The sequence below is a fragment of the Uliginosibacterium sangjuense genome, assembly GCF_059132465.1.
Map to the genome: position 1 here is coordinate 2863637 of NZ_CP101132.1, position 25797 is coordinate 2889433.

At 65.3% G+C, this 25797-nt stretch carries 17 protein-coding genes; 13 read left to right on the plus strand and 4 right to left on the minus strand.

Annotated elements, in window-relative coordinates; translation table 11 throughout:
- Nucleotides 1-68 precede the first annotated feature (68 nt).
- Entirely contained in the window at nucleotides 69-2951 is a 2883-nt protein-coding gene (locus tag NMB43_RS13295; protein WP_494348648.1) for an adenosylcobalamin-dependent ribonucleoside-diphosphate reductase, read from the plus strand.
- 175 nt (nucleotides 2952-3126) lie between these two features.
- On the opposite strand, the gene NMB43_RS13300 is transcribed toward NMB43_RS13295, so the two are convergent.
- From NMB43_RS13300 to NMB43_RS13310, 3 genes are all read right to left on the minus strand, one after another.
- Entirely contained in the window at nucleotides 3127-3435 is a 309-nt protein-coding gene (locus NMB43_RS13300; protein WP_494348649.1) for a hypothetical protein, read from the minus strand.
- Nucleotides 3436-3443: 8 nt separating this feature from the next.
- The gene (locus NMB43_RS13305; protein ID WP_494348650.1) at nucleotides 3444-4136 is read right to left on the minus strand and encodes a Crp/Fnr family transcriptional regulator; all 693 of its coding nucleotides are present in this window, start codon (nucleotides 4134-4136) and stop codon (nucleotides 3444-3446) included.
- Nucleotides 4137-4256: 120 nt separating this feature from the next.
- Nucleotides 4257-5594 (minus strand): cation:proton antiporter, encoded by a 1338-nt coding sequence (locus NMB43_RS13310; RefSeq protein ID WP_494348651.1) that lies wholly within the window; start codon nucleotides 5592-5594, stop codon nucleotides 4257-4259.
- A gap of 357 nt (nucleotides 5595-5951) precedes the next feature.
- On the opposite strand from NMB43_RS13310, the gene NMB43_RS13315 reads away from it, so the two are divergent.
- From NMB43_RS13315 to NMB43_RS13370, 12 genes are all read left to right on the plus strand, one after another.
- The gene (locus NMB43_RS13315) at nucleotides 5952-6629 is read left to right on the plus strand and encodes an OmpA family protein (RefSeq protein WP_494348652.1); all 678 of its coding nucleotides are present in this window, start codon (nucleotides 5952-5954) and stop codon (nucleotides 6627-6629) included.
- Nucleotides 6630-6727: 98 nt separating this feature from the next.
- On the plus strand, nucleotides 6728-7342 hold the full coding sequence (locus tag NMB43_RS13320) for a hypothetical protein (RefSeq protein ID WP_494348653.1): 615 nt from the start codon (nucleotides 6728-6730) through the stop codon (nucleotides 7340-7342).
- A gap of 367 nt (nucleotides 7343-7709) precedes the next feature.
- Nucleotides 7710-7934, plus strand: coding sequence for a CsbD family protein (locus NMB43_RS13325; protein WP_494348654.1), 225 nt, complete (start codon nucleotides 7710-7712; stop codon nucleotides 7932-7934).
- Between the two features lie 343 nt (nucleotides 7935-8277).
- Complete coding sequence (locus NMB43_RS13330; RefSeq protein ID WP_494348655.1) at nucleotides 8278-9846, plus strand: diguanylate cyclase domain-containing protein; 1569 nt, start codon at nucleotides 8278-8280, stop codon at nucleotides 9844-9846.
- 138 nt (nucleotides 9847-9984) lie between these two features.
- Nucleotides 9985-10269, plus strand: a complete 285-nt coding sequence (locus tag NMB43_RS13335) for a GlsB/YeaQ/YmgE family stress response membrane protein (RefSeq protein ID WP_494348656.1) — start codon at nucleotides 9985-9987, stop codon at nucleotides 10267-10269.
- A gap of 10 nt (nucleotides 10270-10279) precedes the next feature.
- Nucleotides 10280-10594, plus strand: a complete 315-nt coding sequence (locus tag NMB43_RS13340) for a BON domain-containing protein (RefSeq protein ID WP_494348657.1) — start codon at nucleotides 10280-10282, stop codon at nucleotides 10592-10594.
- Between the two features lie 84 nt (nucleotides 10595-10678).
- Nucleotides 10679-19510 carry a GH36-type glycosyl hydrolase domain-containing protein gene (locus NMB43_RS13345; protein WP_494348658.1) on the plus strand — a complete coding sequence of 2944 codons (8832 nt, stop codon included), beginning with the start codon at nucleotides 10679-10681 and terminating at the stop codon, nucleotides 19508-19510.
- Between the two features lie 283 nt (nucleotides 19511-19793).
- Nucleotides 19794-20591, plus strand: a complete 798-nt coding sequence (locus NMB43_RS13350) for a slipin family protein (RefSeq protein WP_494348659.1) — start codon at nucleotides 19794-19796, stop codon at nucleotides 20589-20591.
- A complete protein-coding gene (dksA, locus tag NMB43_RS13355) occupies nucleotides 20588-21004 on the plus strand; it encodes an RNA polymerase-binding protein DksA (protein ID WP_494348660.1) in 417 nt (138 codons plus the stop codon). The genes NMB43_RS13350 and dksA overlap by 4 nt, the downstream gene beginning before the upstream one ends.
- A 32-nt stretch (nucleotides 21005-21036) precedes the next feature.
- Nucleotides 21037-21879, plus strand: coding sequence for a universal stress protein (locus NMB43_RS13360; protein ID WP_494348661.1), 843 nt, complete (start codon nucleotides 21037-21039; stop codon nucleotides 21877-21879).
- A gap of 178 nt (nucleotides 21880-22057) precedes the next feature.
- Nucleotides 22058-22261: a hypothetical protein gene (locus NMB43_RS13365; RefSeq protein WP_494348662.1), complete on the plus strand. Its 204-nt coding sequence runs from the start codon at nucleotides 22058-22060 to the stop codon at nucleotides 22259-22261.
- 12 nt (nucleotides 22262-22273) lie between these two features.
- Complete coding sequence (locus tag NMB43_RS13370; RefSeq protein ID WP_494348663.1) at nucleotides 22274-24826, plus strand: cation-translocating P-type ATPase; 2553 nt, start codon at nucleotides 22274-22276, stop codon at nucleotides 24824-24826.
- 161 nt (nucleotides 24827-24987) lie between these two features.
- Here the strand turns inward: NMB43_RS13370 and NMB43_RS13375 are convergent, their stop codons facing one another.
- On the minus strand, nucleotides 24988-25743 hold the full coding sequence (locus NMB43_RS13375; protein ID WP_494348664.1) for a Crp/Fnr family transcriptional regulator: 756 nt from the start codon (nucleotides 25741-25743) through the stop codon (nucleotides 24988-24990).
- Between the last annotated feature and the right edge of the window lie 54 nt (nucleotides 25744-25797).

Below are 25797 nucleotides of genomic sequence, written 5' to 3' on the forward strand. Positions count from 1 at the left end.
CACGCCCCGCAAGCGGTCCGCCACCACAGCTCGTCGCTTTCCCTCAGCGCCCGTCCCGGAGTACCACCATGACACAGGACACCCGCCCCAAGTCTATCGACACCCTCAGCGAACAGGAGATCGCCGGCGAAGTGCTGGTCGAGAAGTACGCCAAGGGCAACGAGACCAGCGCCCACGAGGTTCGCCAGCGGGTCGCCCGCGCCCTCGCTGCGGTGGAGCAGGAAGATCGGCGCGCGCACTGGGAGGCGCGCTTCCTGGCCGCGCAGGAGAATGGCTTCGTGCCGGCCGGGCGCATCAATTCCGCCGCTGGCACCACCCTGGCCGCCACGCTGATCAACTGCTTCGTGCAGCCAGTGGGCGACTCCATCACCGAGGAGGCGGATGGCCGCCCCGGCATCTATACCGCGCTGTCACACGCCGCCGAGACGATGCGCCGCGGCGGCGGCGTCGGCTACGATTTCTCCAGCATCCGCCCGGTCGGCGCCATGGTGCGCGGCACGCAGAGTCGCGCCTCCGGCCCGGTGAGCTACATGCGCGTGTTCGACCGCTCCTGCGAGACGGTGGAGTCCGCCGGCGCCCGACGCGGCGCGCAGATGGGCGTGCTGCGCTGCGACCACCCGGACATCGAGGCCTTCATCCATGCCAAGGACGAGGGCGATCTGTCGAACTTCAATCTCTCGGTCGGCGTGACCGACGTGTTTATGCAAGCCGTCGAGAGCGACGGTGACGTCGAGTTGGCGCACCGCGCCGAGCCCGGTACCGAAATCAGAGATGAAGGCGCCTACCAGCGGGAGGATGGCTGGTGGGTCTACCGCAAAGTCCGCGCGCGCGAGCTGTGGGACCAGATCATGCGTTCGACCTACGACCACGCGGAGCCAGGCATCCTGTTCCTCGATCGCATGAACAAGGACAACAACCTCTACTACTGCGAAACCATCGAGGCGACCAACCCCTGTGCGGAGCAGCCCCTGCCCCCCTACGGCTGCTGCTGCCTGGGCTCGATCAACCTCACGCGCTATGTGCGCGAGCCATTCTCGGCCCAGGCCCGCTTCGATGCCGACGCCTTTGGCAAGGAGGTCGAGGTCTCGGTACGCATGCTCGACAACGTGCTCGATGCCACCCATTGGCCGCTGCCACAACAGCAGCGCGAGGCGATGAACAAGCGCCGCGTGGGCCTGGGCTTCACCGGACTCGGTGACGCCCTGATCATGCTGGGCCTGCGCTACGACACGCCCGAGGCGCGCGCCAAAGCCAGCGAGATCAGCATCCTGATGCGCGATCGCGCTTATCTCGCCTCGGTGGAACTGGCACGCGAGCGCGGCGCCTTCCCGCTGTTCAACGCCGATCTCTACCTCTCCGGCGGCAACTTCGCCTCGCGCCTGCCGGCCGAGATCAAAGAGGCCATCCGCAAGCACGGCATCCGCAACTCGCACCTGCTGTCGATCGCGCCCACCGGTACCATCTCGCTGGCCTTCGCCGACAATGCCTCGAACGGCATCGAACCCCCGTTCTCGTGGACCTACACGCGCAGGAAGCGCATGGCCGATGGAACCCACAAGGAGTACGCGGTCGAGGACTACGCCTGGCGCCTGTATCGCCACCTCGGCGGCAATGTTGACGCCCTGCCGCCCTCCTTCGTGACTGCACTGGAAATCTCCGCCCAGGCCCACAAGGACATGGTCGCCGCCGTGGCGCCGTATGTAGACACCAGCATCTCGAAGACGGTGAACGTCCCGGCCGACTACCCTTATGCCGACTTCGAGGACCTCTACCTGACGGCCTGGAAAGCCGGTCTCAAGGGTCTTGCCACCTACCGCCCAAACAGCGTGCTGGGCTCGGTGCTATCGGTGAGCACGACCGAGTCACCCGAGAAGAAGGCGCCCCATGACGTCGTCGTGAGCGACGCCAATCGCCGCCTGACCATCCCGACCCTGCCCGCCCCCGTGCTGTCCAGCCTGCGCTGGCCGGGCCGTCCGGAGTTGCCGGACGGCAACACCTCGTGGACCTACATGCTCGACAGCCCCTCAGGCTCCTTCGCCATCTTCGTCGGCCACACCGATACCCATGGTGACGTCGGCACGCGTGGCACCTTCCCCTTCGAGGTGTGGGTCAATGGTGCCGACCAACCGCGCGGCCTCGGCGCGCTGGCCAAGACACTGTCGATGGACATGCGCGCCAACGACCGCGGTTGGCTCAAACTGAAGCTCGACACCCTGGCCTCCACGGTCGGCGAAGCCGGCCATAGCGGCGGTTTCGACATCCCCTTCCCACCCCACGGCGAGCGCCGGCGCGTACCCGGCGTGGTGTCGGCCTTCGCCCAGATCGTGCGCTACCGCTGCGAAAAGCTGGGCGCCTTCGAGCAAGAAGGCCCCACCCCGGTGCTCGACGCGGTATTCAGCGTGGCCGAACCCAAGACCGGCACCGACGGCACCCTGTCATGGACCGTGGACATCAGCAACCCGGCCACCGGCGAAGACTTCGTACTGGGCCTCAAGGAGATCACCCTGCCCGACGGCATGACGCGCCCCTACTCGATGTGGTTGTCGGGCAGCTACCCGCGCGCCCTCGATGGCCTGGCCCGCCTGCTCGCGCTGGACATGCGTGTCATGGACCCGGCCTGGATCGGCATGAAGCTGCGCAAGCTGCTCAACTACCCCGAACCCCTGGGCGACTTCATGGCCTTCGTCCCAGGCACCCGCCGCCAGCAGAACTGGCCCAGCACCGTGGCCTACCTCGCCCGCCTGGTCATCCACCGCTACGCCATGCTGGGCGTGCTCGACGAGAACGGCTTCCCGACGCGCGAGATGGGTATTCTCGAAGCCCCCCGCAGCGAGGACGAACCGAAACTCATGCAAGGGGGGCTGTGTAACGAATGCGGTAACCACGCAGTCATCCGCAAGGACGGCTGCGACTTCTGCACCGCCTGCGGTGCGGTCGGCACCTGCGGCTAGCTTGCTCCCGGGAGAACCCCCTCCCAATGTGGGTTACCCCATAAGCTGCAAGTTGTGCCCCATAAGGTGCAAGTTTTGACCCCATAACTTGCAAGTAAACAGAAGCAAGCTCGCAGATAAGAAAACGCCTCGTGGCCCTTCGCCATGAGGCGTTTTGCTTGCAAACAAGAAAAGCTCAAATTTGAATCGCGACGTCCGTCAAACGATTGCATGCCAAGACAATCGCCGGCATGCAAAGCTCAATGATGTGGTTTTCGACACCACACTCCTGCATGACTCCATCGAGGTGACCTAGCAGATCCGCAAAATCCCGCAACTCACGTGCAACCTGTAGCTTGTCGCCCTCGCTGATCTTCATTGCTCCCAGAATCACGTTCCAGTCCGAGAGCTCGCGCTCGCCCGTTCGCTGCCATTTGCAGCTACGGACAATCATCTCCCGATCGAGATACATCGGCACGAAGTCGAAGAGCGGCGTCAGTTGCACGCGACTATCTACTGCGAACACGCTCTAGTGGACATAGTCATCTCGTAACTGGCCTTGTCAATGGCATAGCAGCAACAGGATGCCGCCTCCAGTCCTTTCTGGTCGAGGATCATGAGCTTGCCGCGGTGATAGCTGATCAGGCCGTCGTTCTGTAACGCCGTGGCGGCCTTGGTGATGCCCACGCGGCGCACGCCCAGCATGTAGGACAGAAACTCTTGCGTCATGCGCAGCTCATGCGAGTGCGCACGGTCCTGCGTCATCAGTAACCAGCGTGCGAGGCGAGCCTCTGCCACGTGGTAGCGGGTGCACACCACCTCCTGGGCGAGTTGGCGCATCTGAACCGAGAGGTAGCGCCGCAGACGGTGTTGCAAGGCCACACAGTGGCGGAACTCGTGGCGGAAGAGCGCTGCGTCCATGCGTAGCGCCGGGCCCGCACCCTGAACCAGGGCATGCCAGGGCGAGACATCCACGTCGAGCACCAGGGATGCCCCCAGCATGCCTTCGTCACCAATCAATCCGACTTCAAGGTTGGTGTGTCCATCAACCGGAGTGGTCAGCGAGATGAAGCTGCGGATGGGGAAGTACACGTGGCGGATCAGTTCACCCGGCATCGTCAGCACATCGGAGAACTCCAGTTGCACCGCGTCGCAGCGACCGACGAAGCGCTGGTAATCCTTGTTGACCAGCGCTGCCAGCAGCATGTTGCACGCCGGGGCGTGAAGGCTTCTTGGCACAGGGGGCTCCTCGTTCGTAATCCGTATCGAGACCAGTCTGCCTGGCCTGCCATGAAGCGTCTGCGCGCTGGCGAACACAGCATGGCCTCAGTCTTTATGTGATGGTCCGGAGCTCGTCCCGCGTTTCGCGCGGCGCATGTAGAGGTTCATCAAAGGCGTGACCGAGATGCCGTGCAGCACGATTGAGACCACCACCGTTCCGAGGGTGAAAGCAATGATCTCGCGGGCGAGCGATGCCTCCAACCCACGATTGATGGCGTACATCAGGTAGTAGATGGAGCCGATGCCACGGATGCCAAACCAGGAGATGAGAACCTGCTGGTCACGCGAAGCGCCGGCCCCCAGCAAGCCCAGCCAGGTTGCCAGGGGGCGCACGATGAGCAGGAGAAGCAGGATGAAACCCGCTACGCGGGCCGAGAACACGGTGTAGGACAGCATGGCGCCGGTCACCACCACGATGGCGATTTCAGCGATCCGCTCCAACTGATCGTTGAACCCACGGACCTCCTGCATCATGAAGGCACCGGCATAGCTGTGACTCGTGGCCAGCGCTTCGCGCGTCTGTTTGTTGTGCGGCCCGGCAGCAGAGGCCACCTCCGGTCTGTTCCTGGCGGGCCGATCCTCCTGCACGCGTTGCAAGGCCAGCCCGGCGGCGAACACGGCGAGAAAGCCCAGGGCCTGAACCTGCAGTGCGAAGCCATAGGCCAGGGCGATCAGGCCCAGTGCGAGAAATTCGTCGTAGCCCACCGATTCCTGGTGATGACTGCGCAGATAGACCACCAGGCGTCCGATCAGCGCGCCCAAGGCCGCACCGATACTGAGCCCGGCGGCGATGGCCCAGAGCACATCCACGGCCAGCCAGCGCCAGCCTGCCTCGCCCAGATCGTGCAGGCCGAGCAGGCCCAGTCCCAGCATGACAAAGGGAAAGGCTGCGCCATCGTTCAAGCCCCCCTCTCCGGTCAGGCTGAAGCGCAGGCGGTCCCGGTCGCTGGACTCCAGCACCTGGACATCCGAGGCCAGCACCGGATCGGTTGGCGCGAGGATGGCACCCACCAAGATGGCGGCGCCCGGCGACAGCCCGAACACGAATACTCCGATGGCGGCCATCAAGGCGACCGTGATGCTCATCGACAGGGTGGCGAGGCGTACTGGCAGGCGCCAACCCTTGTCGCGCATCGGCAGGCCCAGCTTGAGGCCGACAGCGAACAAGGAGATCAGCACCGCGACTTCGCTCGCCCGTTCCAGGATGTCCGAATAGCGTCCGGGGTCCGGAGTCAGCAGGTCCAGCCCGGCCGGGCCGAGGCCGTAGCCGGTGGCAAGGTAGAGCATGGCGCTGCTCAAGGGCAGACGGCGCAGGGTGGTACCGAGCAGAACCACGGTAATCAACAGGGCGCCGATGAAGAGGACCCAGGTTTCGAATGGCATGGGAATCAGGTGGGCCGTCGGGCCCGTACATGCAGCGGGGGCGATCAGGGCGCGCGGCGGGCGCGACAGCCTGTGGTCGTAATGAGCATACGCAGCTCACCGCATGCTCGATGTTCGCTGGCGCACAAACCCCTTGAGGCGCCGGGTCGCCCTACGCGTGCCAGCGCACAGAAGAAATTGAATGACTGGGAGAGCATGGCGCAAACAGTCACCCTGGCCGGGATGCCCCCGCCACTCCACCCGCAGCGATCCGCCCGGCTTTGTCTCGCTTGATTGTTCCCCCTCGCCTGTGTCGACTGCCCCGAGCGGCAGGCTGGCAACAGGCAGTACAACCAACCTCAGGAATCGAGAATCACCATGACAAACACATTCTCTGGCCAACATACCGGCGTGGCACTCGCCTGCGCACTTCTGTGCGGACTCCTTCCGACACTGGCTCAGGCTCAGGACCAAGTGCCGCGTGGCTACCTCATCGACCAGCGCGGCGTGGCCGTGCGCAGTGGCAGCGGCCTGTGCTGGCATACCGGCACCGGCCCCTCCGACGCGATGGCGGAATGCGAGCCCGCCGCGCCGGTCGCCGCCGCCGCGCCGCCACCGCCCGCGCCGGCGCCCGCAGTCATCGCGCCTGTGCCGGTGGCCATGCCGGTGGCACAGCGCGTCACGCTGAATGCCGACACATTGTTCGACTTCAACAAGGCCGAGCTACGCCCGGCGGGGCGACAGGCCCTGGATGAATTCGTCGGCAAGCTGGGCAGCATCGAGCCGGAAATGATCATGGCGACCGGGCATGCCGACCGCTTCGGTTCCGACTCCTACAACCAGCGGCTCTCAGAGCAGCGCGTCGACTCGGTCCGGGTCTACCTGGTGAACAAGGGCGTCAGTACCGACCGCATCCATACCGAAGGCAAGGGCGAAGCCGAGCCCGTGAGCAAGGCTGACGATTGCGCCGGCGCCAAGAGCGCGCAGGTGATCGCCTGTCTGCAGCCGGACCGGCGTGTCGTTCTTGAAGTGGTGGGTCTGAAGAAGCCCGAATGAAGTACTGCCGTTCCATCAAGAGCGTGGCGACACCAAGAAGAGAAGTGGGTGTCGCTGCGAGTCCATTCTCTCTTCGCTCTGTAACACAAAGGAATGATATGAAAACGCTCAATCTCAATGCGCTTGCCCTGACATTTGGCTTCGCGCTGTCAGCCAACGCCCTGGCGCAGGATCTGACTCCAAATGACTACAAGGCAGGCAAGCAAAGTATCTCCGCCGAGTACAACTCGGCCAAAAAGGCCTGTGCCGAGATGTCCGGAAATCAGAAGGATATTTGCCGAGCCGACGCCAAGGGAAAGGAGCGAATCGCTCGGGCCTTGCTGGAAGAGAGTTACAAGCCCAGCGTCACCACCCGCTATGAGGTTCGCATGGCCAGGGCCGACGCCGCCTATGCGTTGTCCAAGGAGAAGTGTGACGATCTTGCGCGCGATGCGAAGGGCCTCTGCATGAAGGAAGCCAAAGCAGCAGAGACCAATGCCAAGGCGGATGCCAAGCTGCAGATGAAGACCAGCGAAGCCAATACCACCGCCAAGCAGAAGGTCGACGGCGCGCGCGAGCAGGCAAAGGATACAGTCACCGGTGCCCGCAGTGAGGCGACCGAGAGCAAGGTGGATGCACAGTACGAAGTCGAGAAGGAAAAATGTGGGTCTGTCGTGGGGACTCCGCTGGATAACTGCCTGGCGCAAGCCAAGCTCCGCTTCGGAAAGCAGTGACTGCAGCAGGGCTACTCACTTCAACCTCGCCGTTTTCGACACATGAAGAGTCGCGACCACAGAGGTGCGCGTTGCCATGCATCGCGCGTCGTGACTCGATGATGCTGCCCATCCAGATCGGCATGCCCGTTGGATGCGTGACATCCGTGCCGTCCGCCAAATGAGGACCACACCGGCTTTTGCCGGGGTGGTCCGGCATGTGCGGCAACGTACCGACATGCGCAGCGCATGTGAGCACACTGACTTGCATCGGAAACAGACTCATCGCCAATTCCTCGCGCCGTTGGACAGTAATCTTCGGTGGCCCGCGCCTTGTGTCTGGCATAGGCGACCCCGCCCTCACGCTTCCGATGAACAGGAGATCGATATGAACTGGGACATCATTGCAGGCAACTGGAAGCAATTCGAAGGCAAGGTCAAGGCACGCTGGGGCAAACTGACCGACGACAACCTGGACATCATCTCCGGCCAGCGCACCGAACTGCTGGGGCAGCTCCAGGAGGCCTACGGCATCAGCCGGGATGAAGCCGAGAAGCAGATCAAGAGCTTCGAGGAAAGCTACAAGGGTTTTCTCCCGAAGAAACCCTCCTGAGCCTGCGTACGCTCCCGCGCGACGGTGATCGCGCGTGGCGTCGCGGCATCGACCCGTGCCCGGACCGCGAGCGCTCCGGGCTTTCGATGGAAGCCCGCATGAAAACCTATCTGGAACGCTCGGCCATTGTCGTGCGCGCGTCCGCACACCTGCGTCTTCGCCCGATCTGCCCTCTGTGCAATGGGTCGGTATGCCGTATCAGGCGTCGCTGGCGCGACCTGCTGCTGAATCTGCTCGTGCCCTGTCGCCGCTATCGCTGCCGCTCCCAACGTTGCAACTGGCATGGGACCCTGCGCGATGTTCCCAGGCCAGGACTCCGTGACGCACCGATGAGTGCGCGGCCATGAGACTGCGTCACGTCCCTGCCGCCCGCCATGCCTATCCCGTCACGGACACCGGGCGGCCGCTGTTCAAGGCAGGCCAGCAGGGCGGCCCCCAGGGCGCACGTGTGGCCCAGGCTCCCCGGCATGCCTGGGCGGCCTCCGCGAAAAATGGTCAAGGCAGTGGGCAAGACCGTGGGCAAGACTATGCCGCGCCCGTCCCGTCGCCCCCCACGCAAGCCATCCTGCTGCTCGATCTTGCGCATCCGCCAGGTGGGCAGGAGGCCGCTGCCATGGGGGCGGCGATCCTGGCGCATGCCAAGGGCCGCTGGCGGGTCCTGCAGGCTAGCGACCTGGCCACTTTCGACCGCCTCCTGCTCGGCCATCGGAATGCCATTGTCGTCATGCTCTCCTATCCGGCCACGCGGGAAGAGATGACGCAGTTCAACACGCTGCTTGCGCGCTTTCCAGATACGCCTTGGCTTCCTTGTCCCACGCCCGGGCCGGCTGCACGGCGGGGGGAGGGCAAGCGGTCGGCCGCCGCCGTGGGGTGCCTGCTCGCCATGCTGGAGCGTTTCGTCCAGTTTCGCGATCACCACCAGGCCCCGCAGGCGGAGTCGCTCCGCCACGGTCCGGCGGGCCCCACGATTCAGGCTGGCGAGGCGGCACGGGATCAGGACGGGGCGGATGCCCAGATGACCCTGGACTCCATTGCCGACGCGGTGGTCAGCACCAACCTGGCGGGCGAGCTCCGCTACCTCAACCCTGCTGCCGAGCGGATGACCGGCTGGTCCCGTTCCGAAGCCCTGGGTAAGCCACTCACCGAGGTGTTCCACATTGTCGGCGACCGCTCCGGTCTGCCCGTTGTCAGTCCTGCACTGCAGGCCGTCGACGAAAACCGGGCCGTCGAACTGGCGGCGGGCTGCGTCCTGACCCGGCGCGATGGCCACGCGCTTGCCATCGAAGACTCTGCCGCGCCTGTGCATGATCGCAATGGTCGGGTGAAGGGGGCCGTCATGGTGTTTCGTGACGTGAGCGAGGCGCGTGCCATCGCGCAGCACATGTCGCACCTTGCACAGCATGACGCCCTGACCGGCCTGCCCAACCGCCTGCTGCTCAGCGAACGCCTGTCCCAGGCCATCCGGCGCGGCCAGCGGCACAACGCACAGGTGGCGCTGCTGTACCTGGACATCGATCACTTCAAGCGCATCAACGATTCACTCGGCCATGCCGTCGGCGACCGCCTGCTGCAGCTCATGGCAGCCCGCCTGCGGAGCTGCGTGCGCGCCATGGATACCGTGTGCCGTTTGGGTGGCGATGAGTTCGTCATCCTGCTGGACGAGATCGACAAGCGTCACGACGCCGCACAGGTGGCCGAGAAGCTGATCGCCGCCGCCTGCATGCCGCAACGTGTCGGAGCACATGAGCTCCAGCTCAGCTACAGCATCGGTATCAGCGTGTTCCCGCACGATGGTCACGATGCGCCCAGCCTCGTTCACAGCGCCGACATCGCGATGTATCAGGCCAAGGCCAAGGGGCGCAACAACTACCAGTTCTTCGAGGCCGGACAGGGCGTCACCTTGCCGGACTGAGTGAGCCGGCGCGCCTATGTGCGATGCCGAACCGACAGCGCACGCCCTCGCATCCATGCTGGGCTTGCTGGGCTGGATGCGCTGACCTGTTCATTCCGTGCAAGTCCTCAACCGGCATGACGCCTGCAGGAGAAAACCATGAACTACTTCATCTGGACACTGATCGGACTGTTCGCCGGCCTTTCCCTGGGCCGCATGCTGGGCCACCCGATCCTGGCGCTCGCCATCGACGTCGCGCTTGGCATCGCGGGCGCCGTCACCGGAGGCTGGCTCTACAACATGTATGGCGATGTAGAAGGTGCCGCGATTGTGAGCGTGAACAGCATCGTGATGGCCGGACTCGGCGCAGCTGTGCTCCTGCTCGCCCAACAGGCCGCACCAAGGCTTAGGTCCACCGGCAAGACTCCTCCCCCCACCCCATGAGGTATCCATCATGAAAACCACCCTTCAGACCGTCTCATCCCTTCTCCTCGCACTGACCCTGGCCTTGAGCCTGGGCTGCGCCTCCACCCAGAAGCAAGAAGGCACGGGCGAGTATGTGGATGACACAGTCATCACCACCAAGGTCAAGGCCGCCATCCTCGACGATCCGGCCCTCAAGGTTGCCGAAATCAATGTCGAGACGTTCAAGGGTGTCGTTCAGTTGAGCGGATTCGTCAGCTCGACATCGGCGGCCAGCCGGGCGGTTGAAATCACGCGTGGTGTCGGCGGCGTGAAATCGGTAAAGAATGACATGCGTATCAAGTAGGCAATGCCTAACGCGCCGCCCCCCAGGGCCAATCAGTCTCACCCGAGCCGTGGCGGCGCGTCGCACAACGCCGGGCGAGCAGGCATGAGCAAAGCGAGCATCCTCGGCAAGGCGCTGCCCTGGCGCAATGTGTTCAGCAGGCCCAGCCAGGCAGGGACGGTGGCGGAAGACGAACTGCCGCTGCGCGCCGACCTGTTCAGCGCCGACCAGATGGCGCAGCACGCGGAGGCCGTGGCCGTCGCGCACATCCTGGCCAGCGGCCGGGCGCCGGACATGCTGCTGCCCCGCCTGGCCGACAACGAGCGCTGCCTGATCGAGATCTGTGAAAGCCTCACCGCCTCGGTCAGCGCCAAGCGTCGCATCACGCCCGCCGCCGAATGGCTGTTCGACAACTTCTACCTCATCGAAGAGCAGATCCAGACGGCCCGCAAGCATCTGCCCAAGGGCTACAGCCAGAGTCTGCCGCGCCTGAGCACCGGCCCCTCGGCCGGACGCCCGCGCGTGTACGGCATCGCGCTGGAAATCATCTCGCACGGCGACGGGCGGGTGGATGAAGAAGTCATCAGCCGCTTCGTGATGGCCTACCAGGGCGTCACCGTGCTCAAGCTGGGCGAGCTGTGGGCCACGCCCATCATGCTGCGCCTGGCCGTGATCGAGAACCTGCGCCGTGTGGGCGCCTGGATCGCCGCCGCCTGGCGCGAACGTACGCTCGCCGGCAACTGGGCGGACAGCATGGTCGAGGCCGCGCAGAGCGATCCCAAGAGCCTGATCCTGGTCGTCGCGGACATGGCGCGCTCCGCCCCACCCATGAGCAGCGCTTTCGTGGCCGAGCTGGTGCGCCGCCTGCAAGGTCAGGGGCCAGCCCTGGCCTTGCCCCTGACCTGGCTGGAGCAGCGCCTGTCGGAATCCGGCGAGACGATCGCGCAGATGGTGCAGCTCGAGAATCAGCAGCAGGCGGCCGACCAGGTGTCCATCAGCAACAGCATCGGCAGCCTGCGCATGCTGGGGGCCATGAACTGGCGCGACTTCGTCGAGAGCATGAGCCTGGTCGAGCAGGCGCTGCGTGAAGACCCGGGGGGCACCTATGCGCGCATGGACTTCGCGACCCGCGACCGCTATCGCCATGCCATCGAAAACCTGGCCCTGCGCTCGCCACGGTCCGAGCCGCAGATCGCCCGGCTGGCCGTGGGGCTGGCCGAGGCCGCTCATGACGGGGGCACCAGTCCACACGCCGGACATGTCGGCTTCTACCTCATCGATGCCGGCCTGCCGGCGCTGGAGCGGGCCGCCGAAGCCCGCCCTGGCAAGCTGCTGCGCGGGCGTCGCCTGCTCGCCCGATATCCCTTGCAGATCTACTTGGGCAGCATCGCGCTGCTCACCGCGGCGCTCAGCTGGCTGCTGTTCGCCGTATCCGGCGCCGATGCGGGATTGGCCGCCTCGTCCCAGGCTGGCTGGTGGTGGTATGCGCTGGCGGCACCGGCCATTCTGGTTGCCAGCCAATGTGCCAGCAGCCTGGTCAACTGGCTGGCGACCCTGCTGGTGCCGCCACGCACGCTGCCGCGCATGGACTTCTCGCATGGCATACCGAAGGCGGCGCGAAGCCTGGTGGTGGTGCCGACCATGCTCAGCTCACTGCACGCGATCGAGACCCTTGTCGACGCATTGGAGATCCGTTTCCTGGCCAACCGCGACGAGGGGGTGTGGTTCGGCCTGCTGACCGATTTCGCCGACGCCACAACGGAACATCTGCCACAGGATGACATCCTGCTGAATACCGTTCGCCAGCGCATCGGGGCGCTCAACGAAAAGTACGCCAACCCCGGTCAGCGTGGCAGCTTCTTCCTGTTCCACCGCGCGCGACGCTGGAACCCGCAGGAGCGGGTGTGGATGGGGCACGAGCGCAAGCGGGGCAAGCTGGCCGATCTCAACCGGCTTCTGCGTGATGACGCAGCGGGCCACAGCCAGGCTGCCTTCTCCAGCATCGTGGGCGACATGCGTGTGCTGTCCGGTGTTCGCTACGTGATCACGCTGGACACCGACACCCAGTTGCCGCGCGACACGGTGCGCCAGTTCGTCGGCGCCATGGCGCATCCGCTCAACCGCGCCCGATATGACGCGGACAGTCGGCGTGTCGTGGCGGGCTACGGCATCCTGCAGCCGCGCGTCGCGATCAGCCTGCCGGGCACCAATCGCTCGCGCTATGCACGCCTCTACGGCGGCGAACCGGGGCTTGACCCCTATACCCGTGCCACTTCGGATGTCTATCAGGATGTGTTTGGCGAAGGCTCCTTCATCGGCAAGGGCATCTATGACGTGGATGCCTTCATGCAGGCCCTGGAAGGCCAGTTCCCGGACAACCGCATCCTCAGCCACGATCTGCTGGAGGGCTGCTATGCCCGCTCGGGCCTGCTCAGCGATGTGCAGTTGTACGAAGACTTTCCGATGCGCTACCACGCCGATGTCAGCCGGCGCCGACGCTGGATCCGCGGCGATTGGCAACTGGCCGGCTGGCTGTGGCGCGCGGTGCCGGGACGCTTGGCCAATCCGCTGTCCGCGCTGTCGCAATGGAAGCTGATCGACAATCTGCGCCGCAGCCTGGTACCGGCCGCGCTGCTGCTGCTCTTCCTCGCCGGCTGGGCGATGTTGTCACAAGCCGCGGAATGGACGCTGCTGGTGCTGGGCATCCTGTGCCTACCCGCGCTGTGCGCCTGGCTGGCCGAGTTGCTGCGCAAACCCCGGACCAGTGGGCTGCGTTCGCATGTTGCCGATGTCATGCGATCAGCCTGGCGGCGGGGCAAGCAACTCGGCTTCGAGCTGGCCTGCCTGCCCTACGAGGCCTTCTTCAGCCTGGATGCCATCCTGCGCACGCTGTGGCGTCTGCTGGTCACGCATCGCCGCCTGTTGGAGTGGAATGCCTCCACCGACGCCGAGCGCGCCGCCGCGACTCCGCGCGAGAGCAGCCTGCCGGCGGCGTTCCGCCGCATGGGCTTCGCCCCCGGCGTGGCGCTGGCCGCCGCGTTCTACCTCGCGCCGCAGGCATCGGTCGAGGCCTCGCTCGCGGCCGCGCCCCTGCTCCTGCTGTGGGGCATGTCGCCCTTGCTGGCGTGGTGGATCAGCCGCCCGCTCGATACGCGGCCCACCCCCCTGAGTGTCGAGCAAAGCCTGTTTCTGCGCGGGGTGGCACGCCGCACCTGGGCCTTCTTCGACAAGGTGGTGGGGCCGGCCGACAACTGGCTGCCGCCGGACAACATCCAGGAATATCGCGCGGCGGCGATGGCCCACCGCACCTCGCCCACCAACATGGGCATGGCCCTGCTGGCCAATCTTGCCGCCTACGATTTCGGCTACCTGCCCACCGGCAGGCTTATCGAGCGTTGCGCCAACACCCTGCACACCATGCAGGGCCTGGCGCGCTTCCGTGGGCACTTCTACAACTGGTACGACACGCAGACCCTGCAGCCGATGCCGCCGCTCTACGTGTCGGCCGTGGACAGCGGCAACCTGGCCGGCCACCTGCTGACCTTGCATGCCGGCCTGCTGGCCCTGCCGGATGAGCGCATCGCCGGCCCGAGTCTGTTCGATGGACTGTCCGATACCTTCAATGTGTGGGCGGAGCTGCAGGATGGCACGCTCAACGCTCAGGCCTCCGCCTTCCAACGCATGCTGGCGCGCGCGTATGACGATCGGGACTGCCCGCTGCGCAGCCTGCACCGCCATCTCATCTCGCTCGACAGCCGGGCCGAAAGGCTGCTGCGGGACACGCCGGAGGCGCCCTTCGTGCTGGGCGAAACCCTGTCCTACAGCGAGGCCAACGAGCAGGAAGAACGACAGTGGGCCGACAGCCTGTCCACCCAGTGCCGCGCCGCACTCGACGAGCTGCGCTTCCTGGCGCCCTGGCTGAGCCTGGCCCCGCCGCCGGCGGGGTTCACCGACTGCACGGCGCGCTTGCTGGCCGTCCCGAGTCTGCGCAGCCTTGCCCGCCTGGATAGCGAACTGCTGCCACTCCTGACGGCTCACCAGGCCGCAGCGGGCTCGGCGAGCGAACATGCCTGGCTCGTCGCCATGCAGGCGGCGGTGGCGAGTGGCAGCACCCGCGCCCGCGAACGCATGCAGATGATCGACGCGCTGGCCCGGCAGGCGCTTGCCTTGACCCGCATGGAGCAGGACTTCCTGTTCGACGACACGCGCCATCTACTGAGCATCGGCTACAAGGTCAGCGAGCACCGGGCGGATGCCGGCTACTACGACCTGCTGGCCTCGGAGGCACGCCTGGGGTGTTTCGTCGCCATTGCGCAAGGGCAGCTCCCGCAGGAAAGCTGGTTCAGCCTGGGGCGGCTGCTGACCACCACGGGCGGCGACCCGGTGCTGCTGTCGTGGAGCGGCTCGATGTTCGAGTACCTGATGCCACTGCTGGTGATGCCGACGTATGCCAATACCTTGCTCGACCAGACCTGCAAGGCCGCCGTGGCCCGCCAGGTCGAGTACGGCCGGCAGCGTGGCGTACCCTGGGGCATCTCGGAGTCCGCCTACAACACCGTCGATGCGCAACTCAACTACCAGTACCGCGCCTTCGGCGTGCCGGGCCTCGGACTCAAGCGTGGCCTGGCGGAGGACCTGGTGGTCGCCCCCTATGCCAGCGTGCTGGCCTTGATGGTGGCGCCGCGCGAGGCCTGCCTCAACCTGCAGCGCATCGCGGCCGAGGGTTTCCTGGGCAAGTTCGGTTTCTTCGAGGCCATCGACTTCACGCCGGCCCGCCAGCGGCGCGGCCAGAACTCGGTGGCGGTGCGCGCCTTCATGGCCCATCACCAGGGCATGAGCCTGCTGGCGCTGGCGTATGTGCTGCGGGATCGCCCGATGCAGCGGCGCTTCGAAGCCTACCCGCCCTTCCAGGCCAATCTGCTGCTGTTGCAGGAGCGCATCCCCCGCACCACCACCCTGTTCGCGCATACCGCACGCCGCTTCGATATGACCACCACGGTCAGCAGCGATACGCCGGTGCGCGTGCTCACCCGCCCCGACACCCCCACGCCCGAGGTGCAACTGCTCTCCAACGGCCGCTACCACGTGATGCTGACCCAGGCTGGCGGCGGTTACAGTCGCTGGAAGGAGCTGGCGGTGACGCGCTGGCGCGAAGACAGCACCTGCGACAACTGGGGCAGCTTCTGCTACCTGCACGACCTGCGCAGCGGCCGGGTGTGGTCCACCGCCTATCAACCCACGCTGGTGCGGCCCCTGCGTTACGCGGCCACCTTCTCCGAGGGGCGCGCCGAGTACCACCGGATCGACACGCTGGGGCCACGCGCCAGCGAGGACGAGGAAGATGCCAGCATCGAGACGCATACCGAGATCGTCGTCTCGCCGGAAGATGACATCGAGCTGCGCCGCGTGCGCCTGACCAATCGCTCACCCCACACGCGCGCGCTCGCGCTGACCACCTATGCGGAAGTGGTGATCGCCAGCCAGGCCGAGGATGTCATGCATCCTGCATTCAGCAACCTGTTCGTGCAGACGGAGATCCTGCGCGAGCGCAACGCCATCCTGTGCAGCCGCCGCCCACGCTCGCGCGCCCAGCCGGTGCCGTGGATGCTGCACCTGCTGGTGGTGCGCACGGGTGAGCAGAACGAGGCGGGCGAGGTGTCCTTCGAGACGGATCGCGCCCGCTTCATCGGCCGCACGCGCAGCGCCGCCAGGCCGGCCGCCCTGGATGACGCGGCCGCCTTGTCCGGCACAGCCGGTGCGGTGCTCGACCCCATCGTGGCGATCCGCACGACGCTGCGCCTGGCGCCGGAACAGTCCATCGTGGTCGACATCGTGTCAGGCATGGCGGACACGCGCGAGGCTGCCCTGGGCCTGATCGACAAGTACCAGGACCGCCACCTGGCCGACCGCGTGTTCGACCTGGCCTGGACGCACAGCCAAGTGGTGCTGCGCCAGCTCAATGCCAGCGAGGCGGCGGCGCAACTGCATGCGCGCCTGGCCGGTCCGGTGATCTACGCCACCCCCGCGCTGCGCGCCGATGCGGCGGTGCTGATCCGCAACCGGCGTGGCCAGTCTGCGCTGTGGGGCTACTCCATCTCGGGCGACCTGCCCATCGTGCTGCTCAGGATCGGCGACGCCGCCAACATCGAAATCGTGCGCCAGTTGGTGCAGGCACATGCCTACTGGCGGCTCAAGGGCGTGGCGGCCGATCTGGTGATCTGGAACGAGGACCGGGCGGGCTACCGCCAGCAGTTGCAGGAGCAGATCGTGGGCCTGGTCGCCTCCGGCGCGGAAGGCAGCGTCATGGACCGACCCGGCGGAATCTTCGTGCGTTCGGCCGAGCAGATCTCGGAAGAAGACCGGCTGCTGTTCCAGGCCGTGGCGCGTGTGCTGCTCTCGGATGGACGCGGAAGCCTCGCCGAGCAGTTGGACGCGGGCCATCGCGCCGGCCCGCACCCACCGGCCCTGGCGCCGCGTCGCCCGGCCTATGCCGAAGCACGCATCGAAGCGCGCCAGCCCGTGCCCCCGCCGCTGTTGAACAACGGCCTGGGGGGCTTCGCCGCCGACGGCCGCGAGTACATCATCGACCTCGCGCCGGGCCAGGTGACCCCCATGCCCTGGGCGAATGTGCTGGCCAATCCCCATTTCGGCTGCATCGTGTCGGAGAGCGGTCTCGGTCATACCTGGGGCGAGAACGCCCATGAGTTCCGCCTCAGCCCGTGGCACAACGATCCAGTCTGCGACGCCGGGGGCGAGGCGATCTACCTGCGCGACGAGGAGAGTGGCGAATACTGGTCGCCCACGCCCCTGCCACGCCCGGGCAACGGGGCCTATCGCGTGCGCCATGGCTTCGGCTACAGCGTGTACGAGACGGAAAGCCATGGCATCCGTTCCGAGCTGTGGGTGTACGTGGCGCTGGATGCCGCCATCAAGTTCAGCGTGCTGAAGCTCGCCAACACCTCGGATCGCCCGCGTCGCCTGTCTGCCACCAGTTATGTCGAATGGGTACTGGGCGATGTCGCCGCCAAATCGGCCATGCACATCAGTACCGGCCTATCCGCCGGGACCGGTGCGCTGCATGCACGCAATCCCTACAGCATGGAGTTCGCCGAACAGGTGGCCTTTGTCGATGTGGATGAAGCGGCCCGCACGGTCAGCGGCGACCGTAACGAGTTCCTCGGCCGCAACGGCTCCTGGCGCCAGCCGGCGGCGATGCGCCGCGCCCACCTGTCGGGCACGGTAGGCGCGGGCCTGGACCCCTGCGCGGCGGTACAGCTCAACCTGGAGCTGGCCGAGGGCCAGTCGCGCGAAGTCATCTTCCGCCTCGGCTTCGGTCATCGCGCAGCCGGCGCCGATGCGCTGGTGCAGCGCTTCCGCGGTCCGGCCGCCGCGCACCAGGCGCTGACGGCGGTACGCCAGCACTGGCGGCAGACCCTGGGCGCGGTGCAGGTCGAGACCGCCGACCCGGCCTTCGACGTGCTGGCCAACGGCTGGTTGCCGTACCAGGCCCTGGCCTGTCGCATCTGGGCGCGCAGCGGCTACTACCAGTCGGGCGGGGCTTTCGGCTTCCGCGACCAGTTGCAGGACGCGATGGCCCTGGTCCACTGCGCGCCAACCGTGCTGCGCGCGCAGATCCTGCGCTGTGCCGGCCGCCAATTCCAGGAGGGCGATGTGCAGCACTGGTGGCATCCGCCCGCCGGGCGCGGGGTACGCACCCGCTGCTCCGATGATTACCTGTGGCTGCCCCTGGCGGTCAGCCGCTATGTGCTCACCACCGGCGATGCGGCGATGCTCGATGAGAGCACCCCCTTCCTGGAAGGGCGGCCGGTCAATCCGGAGGACGATTCCTACTACGACCTGCCGGGCCAGTCGGCCGAGACGGCCAGTCTGTACGCGCATTGCGTGCGCGCCATCGAACACGGTTTGCGCATGGGGGTGCATGGCTTGCCCCTGATCGGCACCGGCGACTGGAACGACGGCATGAACCTGGTGGGCGTGCACGGCAAGGGCGAGAGCGTGTGGCTGGCCTTCTTCCTGTGCGATGTGCTGGCGCAGTTCAGGCCACTGGCCCTGGCCTGTGGCGATGCAGCGTTTGCCGCGCGCTGCGCAGAGCAGGGCGAACGCCTGCGCCTGAACATCGAGCAGCATGCCTGGGATGGTGAATGGTATCGCCGTGCCTGGTTCGACGACGGCAGTCCGCTGGGCTCGGCCGACAGCACGGAATGCCGCATCGATTCGATCTCGCAGAGTTGGGCCGTGCTGTCCGGTGCAGGCGACAAGGCGCGTGCGCAGCAGGCCATGCGAGCGGTGGATACCCACCTGGTGCGCCGCGAGCACGGGCTGATCCAACTGCTCGACCCACCCTTCGACAGCACGCAGCACGATCCAGGCTACATCCGCGGTTATGTGCCGGGTGTGCGCGAGAACGGCGGGCAGTACACCCATGCCGCTGTCTGGACATGCATGGCTTTCGCCGCGCTGGGGGAACACGAGAAAGCCTGGTCATTGCTGCGCATGCTGAACCCGATCAAGCACACGCAGACGGCGCGGGCGCGGAGTTACTACAAGGTGGAGCCCTACGTCGTGGCGGCGGACGTTTACGCCGTCGCCCCGCATGAGGGCCGCGGTGGCTGGACCTGGTACACCGGCTCCGCAGGCTGGATGTATCGCCTGATGCTCGAATCCCTGCTCGGGTTGCGGCGGGTCGGCGAGCGCCTCTATCTCGAACCCTGCCTGCCGGCCGGTACGCAGCGCTGCAACATCCACTACCGGCATGGCGCGAGCCTGTATCACATCAGCCTGCAGCAACAGGCGGCGACGGCCGCGCAGCCGCCGGGCCGTGTGCTCAGCCTGGATGGCGGGCCGCTGGCGACCGACCACGTGCAACTGGTGGATGACCAGCGTGAGCATCAGGTCGAACTTCGCATCTGTGTATAGACCTGTTCAGCCCGCCCGCAGACGATGCCATGCGCATTAATCAGAATCACTTCCGCAGTGGATTGTCTGTCCGGTAGCAGACAGAAGCGAAAGACTCCTGAAACAAACTCATGGCCTGCCAGAGGCTACCTATACTCAAACAAGACCCGCCTGCGCGCAGCCTTCGCCGCGCCATCCTGTCGCCCTGATTTCTCGCGGCGGCGCCCCGGATCCGCGCCAGATGCGGCCCGTGTCTCCCCTCGCCGTCCCGACCGGGGAGGTGGACTGATCATGGAGGCCAGACATGCCGTTCCTGTTCGACTCGATGCTTTTCGTGGTGACGGGTCTCTTCATCCTGTGGCTCGTCTTTGCGGCTGTCCTCATCTTTCAGGAGTACGAGCGTGGCGTGGTGTTCACGCTCGGCCGCTTCTCGAAGGTACGCGGGCCGGGCTTCGTGCTCATCGTGCCGTTGATCCAGACGGTGATGCGCGTGGATCTGCGCACAGTGGTGCTGGAGGTGCCGACGCAGGATGTCATCTCGCGCGACAACGTGTCGGTCAAGGTCAGCGCGGTCGTCTATCTGCGCGTCGTCGACCCCGAGAAAGCCATGATCCAGGTGGTCGACTACATGAACGCCACCAGCCAGCTCGCCCAGACCATGCTGCGCTCGGTGCTGGGCAAGCATCAATTGGACGACATGCTGGCCGAGCGCGAGCGTCTCAACGTCGATATCCAGCAGGCGCTCGATGCCCAGGCGGACTCGTGGGGCATCAAGGTGTCCAACGTCGAGATCAAGCAGGTCGAGCTGACCGAATCGATGATCCGCGCCATTGCCCGCCAGGCGGAAGCGGAGCGCGAGCGCCGCGCCAAGGTCATCCATGCCGAAGGCGAGCTGCAGGCCTCCGAGAAGCTGTACCAGGCCGCCAGGATACTGGCACAACAGCCACAGGCCATCGTGCTGCGCTACCTGGAAACACTCACGGTGATCGGTGCGGACAAGAACACGACCGTCGTCTTTCCCCTGCCCATGGATCTCGTCGCGCCGCTGCTCGCGCGTGCAAGACCCGCCGGCGAGGGGCTCTTGCCGGAAGGAACATCATGAACCAAGCACGCCTGACTACGGCTCTGCACGAGCTGGCCGGCACCGACTACATGTCGCACGCGCAACTCGATTTCTTCCGCCATGTCCTGCGAGAAGAGCGCGACGCATTACTGGTGTCCGCCCGCGAGACGATGGTGCATATGCATGAGGAGGGCGGCGCGACAGCCGACCCCTCGGACCGTGCCACACTGGAAGAGGAGTCCTCGCTCGAACTGCAGGTACGGGATCGCGAACGCAAGTACCTGCACACGATCGATGAGGCGCTGTCACGCATTGACGACGGACGCTACGGCTGGTGCGAAGAGACCGGCGAAGCGATCGGTATCCAGCGCCTGCTGGCTCGGCCGACCGCGAGCTACTCGCTGGACGCGCAGCTTCGCCATGAACGGCGACGCCGGATCGAGGGGCGCTGAGCGCAGGTCCTGCACGCTCAGGAGTGCATGCCATGCAAGTCCGGACCTTGATGCTGACGCTTCAGTTGAGACGGACCAACACCGATCTGCTGACGTTTGCTGCGGCGCTGGCACGACGGATGGACGCCGATGTGATTGGCATCACTGGCTTTCAGCCCGTGCCAGCTGCAGATGGCGGCGATGAGTTTGGCAACGCGAGGGTGGCGGCAAAGCCTGCGGAGATAGCCCTCGAAATCAAGGAGGCGGAGGACGAGTTCCGCAAGGTGCTGGGCCCGCAACTGGGTGTGCCCGCCTGGCGGGCGGCGAAAGAATGTCCCTCGTTGGCGCACTACTTTGCGCTTGAGTCCCGCAGTGCCGATCTGATCATCTCCGGTGTAGCAACGGGCAGTGGGTTCGATGCCGAGCGTTGCGTGAACCTGGGCGATCTGATCATCCACGCCGGGCGCCCGGTCTTGTTGGTGCCGGACGACTGTATGCAGCCCAGTCTGCAGCACGCCCTGGTCGCCTGGACAGATAGCCGTGAAGCCAGGCGTGCGCTGTGTGACGCTCTGTCCATGCTGCAACTGGCTAAGCGGGTCACCCTGATGAACATCGCAAAAAAAGGCGTATCCCCTGATGCGCCGGATCGGCTTGCCGACGTACTAGCATGGCTGGCTCGCCATGACATTCATGCCAAGACGCTTGCGGTACAGGCCACGGATGGCGAGATCGCCTATGAGCATGCCGAGTGGCTGCCAAAACAAGTGAAGGAACTGGGGGGCGACCTGATCGTGGCCGGCGCCTACGGCCATCGTCGCCTGCGCGAGCTGGCGCTGGGTGGCGTGACACGCGACCTGCTGCTCAATCCACCCTGTTGCGCCTTGCTGTCGCACTGAACGGGTGTCGAGGCTGCATGGCTACCACTATTGGCTCAGATCGGGCCTCGCAGGCGTAGGCGTCGCACGCCTCGTCGCCCTTTTGTCCTCCCGCTCGACCCTATGTGCGACGACGTACAGATCGTCATTGGCGCCGCGCGCAGTGTGGGCTCGTACACATCCAGACGGAGCGAACACCATGAACCCGCACCCATTCAACCACCAAGAATGCGATAACGATGAACGTTACGAGCTGGCACCGGACATAGGACTCAGCTCAGCAGAAACCGCACAGATGCAGGAGGCCGACGCACTCAACGATGAAATACTGGGGAGCGTCGGTGGAAACATGTGGAACGTGCTGTGGTTCCAGCGCTTCAACAAGATCAACATGAACGCCTGAAAGCGCCGGGCCATGGCAGCCGTTCCAACCCCGCCACCAGCGACATCCGGGCTGAACGCCGCCACTGCGGCCCACCGCCTGCAGCAAGATGGCAGCAATGAGTTGCCTGCCACAGCGCATCGCAGTCTCTGGCGCATCATCTACGAGGTGTTGCGTCAGCCGATGTTTGCCCTGCTGATTGGCGGCGGCATGGTGTACCTGCTGCTTGGAGATCATGTCGAAGCCTTGCTCTTGCTCATCTTCGCCGCGCTATCCGTGAGCATTACCATCATTCAGGAGTCACGTAGCGAGCGCGTACTGGAGAGTTTGCGTAGCCTTGCCAGTCCACGCGCGCGGGTGATGCGCGACGGGCAACAGATCGTCATCGCCGGACGCGAGGTGGTGCGCGGCGACTTACTGGTGATCGGCGAAGGTGAGCGTGTTGCCGCGGATGCAACGTTGGTGGCGGCACAGGATCTCCTGCTGGACGAATCACTACTGACAGGCGAGTCGAGTCCGGTGCGCAAGAAACTTCTCGACGTTCCCGGCGAGGCCCGTGCCGGCGGCGAAGATCTACCGTTCGTGTTCGGCGGTACGCTGGTGGTTCGCGGGTCGGGGCAAGCGCTGGTGCATGCGACCGGCCCGCGCAGCGAGATCGGCAAGATCGGGCGAGCCCTGGAGTCCATCGAAACCGAGCAGGCGCAGTTGCAGAAACAGATCCAGTGGCTGGTGCGCGCCTTCGCCATCTTCGGCCTGGCGGCCGGCCTGGCCGTGGTGCTCCTCGTAGGCCTGCTGCGGGGTTCATGGCTGGAGGCCTTGCTGGCGGGGATTGCCATTGGCATGTCCTTGCTGCCGGAAGAGTTTGCCCTGGTGCTCGCAGTATTCATGGCGATGGGAGCCTGGCGGATCTCGCAAGCACATGTGCTGACCCGGCGCGCCTCCGCGATCGAGACCCTGGGCGCGACTACGGTCCTCTGCACGGACAAGACAGGCACGTTGACCGAGAATCGCATGAGTGTGGCGGCCGTGGTTTGCGCGGATGCCCGCTGGATGCCAGGTGGCGCTGCTCCAACGGGGGACCTGGCGATCGCATTGGAGGTGGCATTGCTCGCATCACCGCTCGCCCCCAGTGATCCGATGGACATCGCTGTCCGCAGTTGTGCGGAGACGCAGATTCCTACACCGTTCGCTGCACAGGCAACGTCCCGCCTGGTGCGTGCCTATGGCTTGCAGCCGGACTTCTTCGCCATGGCCAACGTGCTGTCGTCTGCTCCAGGCGAAGCCCGCACCGTCTATGCCAAAGGCGCCCTGGAAGCGGTGGGGGCACTATGCCAGCTGAGCGCGGAACGTATGGCACAGCTTGGAGCCCAAGCCGACGCGCTGGCTGGCGAGGGCATGCGTGTGCTGTGCCTGGGCAGCGCCAGACTGGCATGTGAAGAGGGGGGCAGTGTGCTACCCGAGTCATTACGCGCACTCAAGCTAGAGTTTGCCGGATTGATCGCGTTCGCCGATCCCCTGCGCCAGACCGTACCCGCTGCGGTGGCGGAGTGCCGGGCAGCCGGTATACGGGTCGTGATGATCACTGGTGACTACCCGGCCACTGCAGGCGCCATTGCGCGACAGGCGGGCATCGATGCACAAGTGGTGCTGAGTGGTGATGAGATCGCGACGCTGTCGGACGAACAATTGGGTGTGCGAATGAAGACCTGCTCGGTTTTCGCCCGCATCCGCCCGGACCAGAAGCTGCGTATCGTGCAGAGCCTGAAACTGAGCGGGGAAGTCGTTGCGATGACGGGCGATGGCGTCAATGATGCACCGGCGATCAAGGCCGCACACATTGGTATCGCCATGGGCGGGCGGGGTACCGATGTGGCTCGCGAGGCCTCAGCCCTGGTGCTGCTCGACGATGACTTTGGTTCCATCGTCAAGGCCATCCGCCTGGGGCGGCGTATCTACGACAATCTGCGCAAGGCCATCGAGTACATCGTCGCGGTACATATCCCGATTGCCGGGTTGGCGATTCTGCCGCTTGCGCTCGGGTTGCCCATGGTGCTTACCCCGATTCACATTGCCTTTCTGGAGATGGTGATCGACCCGGCATGTTCAGTCGTGTTCGAAGCAGAGGCGGAGGAGGACGATGTGATGCAGCGTCCGCCCCGCGACCCGGCCCGCCCCTTGTTGCTGCCAAGGCGAGTTGTTTGGGGGCTGTTGCAAGGTCTGGTGGTGCTGTCCATGCTTGCGGCTGTCATGGTCTGGGCGGCGGAAGGCGAGATGCCTGCGTCTGATCTGCGCGCGTTGGTGTTTGCATCGCTGGTGGTCATGAACATGGGGCTGATCTTGGTGAATCGAAGTTTCAAGGCTTCATTGCTACGCGCCTTCCTGCGTCCCAACCGTTCTTTGTGGATTCTGGTGAGCGCAGTCAGCGCCATACTGGCGACCGCAGTCCTATGGTCACCCGCGCAAGCGCTGTTTCAGTTTGGCGATTTACACTGGGATGACTTCGCCCTGTGTGTAGTGGTCGGTGTGTTGTGCATGCTCCTGCTTGAAACGCTCAAAGCCAAGTGGTTCCGTGTGGCTGAAGCCTGAGTCGTTGATGGACGTACCATCACGTATCAGGTGTGCACACAGAATCCCGTCGCATGAAAATGAGGATGACATGCTCCACATCAATCGCAGGAAGAGGGCGCCCGCTCAGGGCGCCAACGGCGCGGGAAGCGTGCGCCAGCCCTGCTAAAAACCGCTAGCGCTCAGCTGGCTACGCGATCAGGCAGCAAGCGCTCATACTCTTTCTTGACCACCGCATAGCATTCGCAAGTCCGCTTCTCGAGGCTGCTCCTGTCGAGTACGGTGATATGGCCACGCACGTAACTGATCAGCCCCGCTCTCTGCAGGCTGAGCGCCGCCTCGGTGACGCCCTCGCGCCGCACACCCAGCATGTTGGCGATCAGTTCCTGCGTCATGACCAACTCCGGTCCCTTCAATCGATCAAGGCTCAGCAGCAGCCAGCGACACAACTGCTGGTCGAGCGAGTGATGCCGATTGCATACTGCGGTCTGCGCCATCTGCGTGATCAGTGCCTGGGTGTAGCGCAACAGCAGGTGCATGACTGGGCCGCCCCGGTTGAATTCTTCCTTGATGAAACGGCCCTTCATGCGGTAGCCCTTGCCTGCGCTCTGCACCACGGCACGGCTGGGCGTGGATTCGCCGCCCATGAACAGCGAGATGCCGACGATGCCCTCGTTGCCGACGACGGCAATCTCGGCCGACGCACCGTTCTCCATCACGTAGAGCAGGGACACGATGGATGTGCTCGGAAAATACACGTGCTGGAGCGCCACGCCGGACTCACTCAGCACCTGGCCGAGCGGCATGTCGATCTCTTCGAGCTGGGCTTCCCAGCGTTGCCACGCGGCTGCGGGCAATGCGGCAAGCAGATGGTTCTGTTGTGCGCCGGGCAGACTGGATGGGGGGTCGGCGGATTCCTTGATGACGGAGCTAATCATGTTGAGACTCCCGAAGTGAGGCGATCTTTTGTCGTGAAGCCGCCTTCCATCCAA

Bases quoted from the DNA above. Each gene is read 5' to 3' on its own strand.
- NMB43_RS13295 (WP_494348648.1), top strand. From the start codon at position 69: ATGACACAGGACACCCGCCCCAAGTCTATCGACACCCTCAGCGAACAG.
- NMB43_RS13305 (WP_494348650.1), bottom strand. From the start codon at position 4,136: ATGCTGCTGGCAGCGCTGGTCAACAAGGATTACCAGCGCTTCGTCGGT.
- NMB43_RS13310 (WP_494348651.1), bottom strand. From the start codon at position 5,594: ATGCCATTCGAAACCTGGGTCCTCTTCATCGGCGCCCTGTTGATTACC.
- NMB43_RS13315 (WP_494348652.1), top strand. From the start codon at position 5,952: ATGACAAACACATTCTCTGGCCAACATACCGGCGTGGCACTCGCCTGC.
- NMB43_RS13320 (WP_494348653.1), top strand. From the start codon at position 6,728: ATGAAAACGCTCAATCTCAATGCGCTTGCCCTGACATTTGGCTTCGCG.
- NMB43_RS13325 (WP_494348654.1), top strand. From the start codon at position 7,710: ATGAACTGGGACATCATTGCAGGCAACTGGAAGCAATTCGAAGGCAAG.
- NMB43_RS13330 (WP_494348655.1), top strand. From the start codon at position 8,278: ATGAGACTGCGTCACGTCCCTGCCGCCCGCCATGCCTATCCCGTCACG.
- NMB43_RS13335 (WP_494348656.1), top strand. From the start codon at position 9,985: ATGAACTACTTCATCTGGACACTGATCGGACTGTTCGCCGGCCTTTCC.
- NMB43_RS13340 (WP_494348657.1), top strand. From the start codon at position 10,280: ATGAAAACCACCCTTCAGACCGTCTCATCCCTTCTCCTCGCACTGACC.
- NMB43_RS13345 (WP_494348658.1), top strand. From the start codon at position 10,679: ATGAGCAAAGCGAGCATCCTCGGCAAGGCGCTGCCCTGGCGCAATGTG.
- NMB43_RS13350 (WP_494348659.1), top strand. From the start codon at position 19,794: ATGCCGTTCCTGTTCGACTCGATGCTTTTCGTGGTGACGGGTCTCTTC.
- dksA (WP_494348660.1), top strand. From the start codon at position 20,588: ATGAACCAAGCACGCCTGACTACGGCTCTGCACGAGCTGGCCGGCACC.
- NMB43_RS13360 (WP_494348661.1), top strand. From the start codon at position 21,037: ATGCAAGTCCGGACCTTGATGCTGACGCTTCAGTTGAGACGGACCAAC.
- NMB43_RS13365 (WP_494348662.1), top strand. From the start codon at position 22,058: ATGAACCCGCACCCATTCAACCACCAAGAATGCGATAACGATGAACGT.
- NMB43_RS13370 (WP_494348663.1), top strand. From the start codon at position 22,274: ATGGCAGCCGTTCCAACCCCGCCACCAGCGACATCCGGGCTGAACGCC.
- NMB43_RS13375 (WP_494348664.1), bottom strand. From the start codon at position 25,743: ATGATTAGCTCCGTCATCAAGGAATCCGCCGACCCCCCATCCAGTCTG.